This window comes from Brevibacillus sp. SAFN-007a (genome assembly GCF_051967035.1).
Classification (GTDB): domain Bacteria; phylum Bacillota; class Bacilli; order Brevibacillales; family Brevibacillaceae; genus Brevibacillus.
Genome location: NZ_JBQCKK010000041.1, coordinates 1 through 5,450, shown reverse-complemented (window position 1 = coordinate 5,450; position 5,450 = coordinate 1). Strand labels below are relative to the sequence as shown.

General features: G+C 43.7%; 7 protein-coding genes. 1 reads left to right on the top strand and 6 read right to left on the bottom strand.

What is annotated here, in order from left to right:
- Window positions 1–292 precede the first annotated feature (292 nt).
- Window positions 293–838, bottom strand: a complete 546-nt coding sequence (locus ACTHO6_RS20945; protein WP_440243740.1) for a type II toxin-antitoxin system PemK/MazF family toxin — start codon at window positions 836–838, stop codon at window positions 293–295.
- Window positions 839–1,412: 574 nt separating this feature from the next.
- Between ACTHO6_RS20945 and ACTHO6_RS20940 the strand changes: the two genes are divergently transcribed.
- Entirely contained in the window at window positions 1,413–2,288 is an 876-nt protein-coding gene (locus ACTHO6_RS20940; protein WP_440243747.1) for a tyrosine-type recombinase/integrase, read from the top strand.
- A 480-nt stretch (window positions 2,289–2,768) separates the two neighbouring features.
- On the opposite strand, the gene ACTHO6_RS20935 is transcribed toward ACTHO6_RS20940, so the two are convergent.
- Genes ACTHO6_RS20935 through ACTHO6_RS20915 form a run of 5 tightly spaced genes read right to left on the bottom strand, consistent with a single transcriptional unit; the run spans window position 2,769 to window position 5,358 of the window.
- Entirely contained in the window at window positions 2,769–3,314 is a 546-nt protein-coding gene (locus ACTHO6_RS20935) for a DUF2269 domain-containing protein (RefSeq protein WP_440243738.1), read from the bottom strand.
- Window positions 3,311–3,532 (bottom strand): hypothetical protein, encoded by a 222-nt coding sequence (locus tag ACTHO6_RS20930; RefSeq protein ID WP_440243736.1) that lies wholly within the window; start codon window positions 3,530–3,532, stop codon window positions 3,311–3,313. Before ACTHO6_RS20930 ends, ACTHO6_RS20935 begins: the two co-directional genes overlap by 4 nt.
- A 22-nt stretch (window positions 3,533–3,554) precedes the next feature.
- Window positions 3,555–3,824 carry an ATP-binding protein gene (locus ACTHO6_RS20925; RefSeq protein ID WP_440243745.1) on the bottom strand — a complete coding sequence of 90 codons (270 nt, stop codon included), beginning with the start codon at window positions 3,822–3,824 and terminating at the stop codon, window positions 3,555–3,557.
- Window positions 3,728–4,696 (bottom strand): sensor histidine kinase, encoded by a 969-nt coding sequence (locus ACTHO6_RS20920; protein WP_440243734.1) that lies wholly within the window; start codon window positions 4,694–4,696, stop codon window positions 3,728–3,730. Before ACTHO6_RS20920 ends, ACTHO6_RS20925 begins: the two co-directional genes overlap by 97 nt.
- Window positions 4,693–5,358 carry a response regulator transcription factor gene (locus tag ACTHO6_RS20915; RefSeq protein ID WP_440243742.1) on the bottom strand — a complete coding sequence of 222 codons (666 nt, stop codon included), beginning with the start codon at window positions 5,356–5,358 and terminating at the stop codon, window positions 4,693–4,695. The genes ACTHO6_RS20920 and ACTHO6_RS20915 overlap by 4 nt, the downstream gene beginning before the upstream one ends.
- Between the last annotated feature and the right edge of the window lie 92 nt (window positions 5,359–5,450).

Here is a 5,450-nt window from a genome sequence, read left to right as displayed (position 1 = left end):
GGGGCAAGGGATGGCTACTCATAGCTATAAGCTTTCCTGAACCCCCAGTCAAACTGGGGGTTTTCGTTATATAAAAAGTGAAAGAGCCCATTGCTGGGCCCTTTAAAGTGAAATACCGTTTGGTGATTAAGCGATTCACCTTAGTGTCGCTAATCATTATCCCTCACGTGATCAGAGAGCCACATCAACAATGAACTTGTCCAAATGGTCAAGTCACTATAACGTGACATCTGATGAAGTAGCTTTATTTTAACATATACAATTTGTATCAGTCAATCCCTAAGAAACGATTCTATTTCTTAGAACAACTCAGCTTCAACTTCTCTTCCACCTCATTCATAATATCCTCACCGAGTTGGCAAATGGGATCACGTAATCTACTTTTACTAATACTTCTTACATATTCAGTTTTAATGATGGATTTTTTCTTGAGGCCGGAATGATCGACCAAAACATGTGTATCAAGTACCTTCTTTGGCTTACCATTGCTATCAAAAGCATCAGTCAGCGGAACGATAATAACCGTTGGGCTGGTAACATTCGCTTTTTGTGATTGAATGACAAGAACTGGCCTGTATCCATTTTGCTCTGATCCAATGTTCTTTCCTAAGTCTGCGTAGTAGACTGTACCTCTCTTTACAAAACGTGGTTTCCCTTGTTGCTTTCCGGATGCATTAAACTTTTTTGCTCTTTCTGCTTCTTGATGGGCCAAAACTATTTTATCTTTGGTCCATTCTAGGAGTGGTATCGCAGTGTCTACATTCCTTCTATCAATAAGGTTCTTAATCTCCTCCAGAAGATTTTCGACACGCTCTCTCTTTGATATGTGTCTTGACATTTCTTGAAAAAATCCCCCTTTATTACTTGTTTAGATCTTTACTTTACCACTAATTTGAAAAACCACTATTCATTAAATCATGAATTGTTAAGAAGAAAAATGCCCTCCAGCGGATCGCTTGATATGCTCCCCCTCAGGTAGACAGTTGAAATAATAAGACTGTCTACCTGTAAGTAGGAGCATTTTTTATGTCCCACAAAGCAAAAATAGCTGGACCAGCAAAGATCGCAGCTATCGAAAATATCTTTCTTTGAATCATCTAGCAAGCACGCTAGACGTTACCTTTTCCTCCATGAAACAATGGCTTCAAACCTATCAATCGCTAGGTCCTGATGGACTGCTCAGTACACCTAAGAACAGGACCTATTCCACAGAGCTGAAGTTATCTGCTATCGAGGACTATCTAGCTGGCGGTGCTCTCATATGAAGATATGTAAGCGATATGGCATTAAATCAACCCGCCAACTTCGTAAATGGATTCTAAAGTATAATAGTCATGAAAAGTTGAAATCTTCCGGAACAGGAGGAACACCCATCATGACAAAAGGATGAACGACTACTTTCGAAGAAAAGAATCGAAATTCTGAAATTCTGCTTAGAACATCAGCATAATTATGCCCAAACAGCCAAGGAATTTCAGGTGTCCTATCAGCAGGATTACTCATGGACAAACAAATACATCAAATTTGGCGTAGCTGCGCTTCAGAACAAACGTGGGAAACGAAATACTGAAAACGAGATGTCTGAGATGGAATTGCTTCAAGCTGAGAATAAAAGAAAGCAAATGGAGATCGATTTTCTAAAAAAGTTAGACGAAATTCAAAGGGGGCGATCTCAAACCCAGTCCGCCATGAACCGATTTATCTTGCCATTCCGTAATCTGTACGACAGGAAATCAACCGGAATGAAACAAGGGGAAATACTTGGGCTCAGGTGGCAAGATGTCGATTTGAAAAACAGGACACTATCTATCCGACAAATTCTTAACCATGACGGAAAGACCTTGGAGCCCGGAGCGAAAACAACCTCTGGTGTTCGATCAATCGGCATAGACAAAACAACCGCCCTTGAGCTTGATAAGCTACGCCGCCGCACCAAGGAAGAGAAAATGACAAACCGCGACATCTACGAGGATAACGACTTGGTGATTTGCACTCAGCTCGGCACTCCAGTTTCACCACGTAATATCAATCGTTCGTTTTATCGTCTTACTGCAAAGGCTGAATTGAAAAAAATTCGATTCCACGATCTGCGCCATACTCACGTTGTTATGCTTTTGAAAATGAGAGAGAACAACAAACGGATTGCGGAGCGTATGGGATGGTCTAGCGTGAAGATGCTGGATCGCTATTCTCATATCACTCCACACATGCAAAAGGAAGCAGCCGACGCTTTCGGGGAAATGTTCTTCTCGGCACCAAATGGCACCAAAAAATCTTTAGTCGAATAAAGGGCACCATTCCGGCACCAATTCACTCTTGTTCATACAAAAGGGGAACATGCGGGGTCGCTACAAAAATCAAAAACCCCTTGATTATCAAGGGGTTTCAACATTCGTTATATGGTGATCCGGACTGGGTTCGAACCAGCGACCCCCACCCTGTCAAAAGAACGACTAATAGTTTTTTTGTTCTCATCTAATATCATGAAGCCTTATTTAATCAGCTTTTTCAAGATTTCTCATCTCATCCAATTCCAAATAAATTCATCGTGACTCGTCTAAAGAGTGAGCAAAAACGTGAGCAAAAGTGAAACATCCACCTTACTTCTCTCTGTGTGAACAGTTAATCGATACTCTCCAAATGAACACCCTTTTTTGCGCCCACTCTGTTTGACAAAAGCCTCCCTCGAGCATAGGGAATTTAAATTTTATGTGCTACTCTGTGTAAAAAATTATTGAAAGTGAGAGGGTTCGCTCGGTCGAGGCCGATCAGGAGTCGCTGCATCTACGGCTGCGCCCCCGTACGCTGCTCGTGCTGCTTACACCACCCAACCGGGTCATGCCCCGCGGCTTGTACACCGATAGTATCGTGGTCACGAGCAACACCAGGAGGCCGCCCCCGGCGTGGAGGAGTTCGCCCCACAGCGCGCCCCGCAGCCCGCCGAGATCGGCACTTCCCGTCTCTGCCGCTACGCCTGCTAGGAAGCTCACTGTCTTCATGTTCAGCAGCAAGACGATAGTGGCTAGGATGGTTAGCAGGAGTTTGAAAAGGACCCAATAGTGCCGGAACAAGCCCCACGTGGTGCCAAGTGACATGACAAGCCCGGTTAGCAGAGAGGCGAGGGCCAACGGGACGATGGCGAACCAGCCGGTCAACTTCATCGCGATAAAGGCGGCACGCACCGTCTGAGCATCCTGGCTGGTCAGAGCGGCGACGACGAGAGCTAGGAAACCAACGACCGCGCCGAGCCAGCCGACCGAGGACGCGACATGCGCGGTGAGCGCGAACTTGCGGAGGACGGGTGTCATGGTCATGGCTGTTTCACTCCTTGTTCTATGCCGCTGGAGGACGGTATGTGGCGACCAGGGCCGTGTTTACCACCGCCGATGAACATCATAATGACGAACAGCAGGACCAGGACGATCGCAATGATCCCAGACACCTTCACCCAGCGTGGTGTGCTGGTGGTCGATCCGCGGTCGGGCATGTGCGTGTCCTCCTCTGTTGCGCGTCGTAATAATAATTTTCTCATTGAGATATTCTCCTCTTTGTTTTCATGATCTCTTAGTGCAAAATCCAGTATAGCAATGTTTTATGAACAGAAGATGAACGGAGAAACACTCTTTTTCAGGTTTTTTAGACATGTTCGGAGCTATAGGGAGCGTAAAAGTAAAGACTGACCCATTTCCCACTTCACTCTTCACGTGAATGGGGCTTTGATGGAGATCTAATATGTGCTTAACAATGGACAAGCCGAGCCCTGTACCTGCCTTTTTAGTTCGGGCTCTATCCGCTTTATAAAATCGTTCCCAAATAGATTCAATGTCCTCTTGCCTGATTCCCGGTCCATAATCTCGAATAGAAACCACCGCTTGTTCTTTTTCAAAATCACTTCGACAGAACTATCGGGTGAGGAAAATTGTGCGGCATTTTGAATCAAATTGACGATCACTTGATCAATCCGATCCGGATCGGCAAATACGTGGATGTCTTGTGCTTCTTCAGATATCAATTCCACATTGACCTGTTTTTTCACAAATTCAGGTTCCATGCGCGCCACGACTTGGCGAACCAGCTCCGACAAATTAAAGATAACAGGCCGGATTTCCAACTGCCCCGCTTCTATTCGGGCCATATCGAGAAGATCATTGACCAGCTTAATCATTCGCTCGGTTTGTTCTTTCATGATCGTAAGATAATGGCGCTTTCGTTCGTTGGGGATCGCATCATCCAGAAACGCCCTAACAAATCCATGAATAGAAGTAAGAGGAGATCGCAAATCGTGGGAAACATTGGCAACAAAATCCTTTCTCATCTGATCCAAACCGGCCAACTCCTGAGCCATATAATTCAACGTCTCCCCCAATTCTCCCAGCTCATCACGCGTCTTGATTTTGACTCTTTGATCAAATTGTCCCCTAGCGATATGGAGGGCAACCCGATTCATTTCCCGAAGTGGGGTGGTAATTCTTTTAGAAAGGTAGTAGGCAAATAAGCCTGTAATGGTAATAGAAATAATAGAGGCCAATACAAATAAGTACATTATTTGGTTAAAATCTCTTTCAAATCCATGAATATTAGTCAGATTATTCTGAATCAATAAAGAGGAAGCAATCGCAAAAACGAAATGCGATACAAGTAATATGACGATATACGTGATAAACAGCTTTAAATAAATACTTTTTATTCGAATCACTGGTTGTCCACCTCAAATTTATATCCAACTCCTCTTATGGTTTTCACCTTCCAATAAGGGTTAGAATCCCCCAATTTTTCTCGAATCCTTTTAATATGCACATCGACTGTTCTTGGATCTCCCTCAAAATCCAAACCCCATATTTGATCCAACAACTGCTGACGTGTGAACACTTGATTTGAATGTTTGGCGAGAAAATACAGCAACTCCATTTCCTTGGGCGGTAACACGATTTCATGTTTATCACAGATCACCTTGTATTGTTTAAGATTAATCTTCAACAAGGGAAGTTCAATGATCTCATTTGCATCTAACATCGGATTGGCTCGCCGCAGTACCGCTTTTATCCTCGCCATCAGTTCGTTCGGATCAAAAGGTTTCACCAAGTAATCATCCGTTCCTAGGTCGAAACCTTTAAGTTTATCGCAGTTTTCGCCTTTCCCGGTCAACATGATAACGGGGGTTTTATCAAATCTCCTTATTTCCTTGCAGACTTCCCAACCGTCCATTTCAGGCATCATAATATCCAGAATGACAAGATCAGGAGGGTTATCATAAAACATTTCTAATCCTTTCATTCCATTGTTTGCAACGTTAACTATGTACCCGTTTTTTTCTGCGTATAAAGTGATCAACTCACAAATATAAGGGTCATCTTCAATGACTAGAACTTTAACTGGATTGTCAACAGTAATTCAGACAACTATTTTAAGGGCTTCTTGGCGATACTGAACAGGCGTCATATAGCCTAATG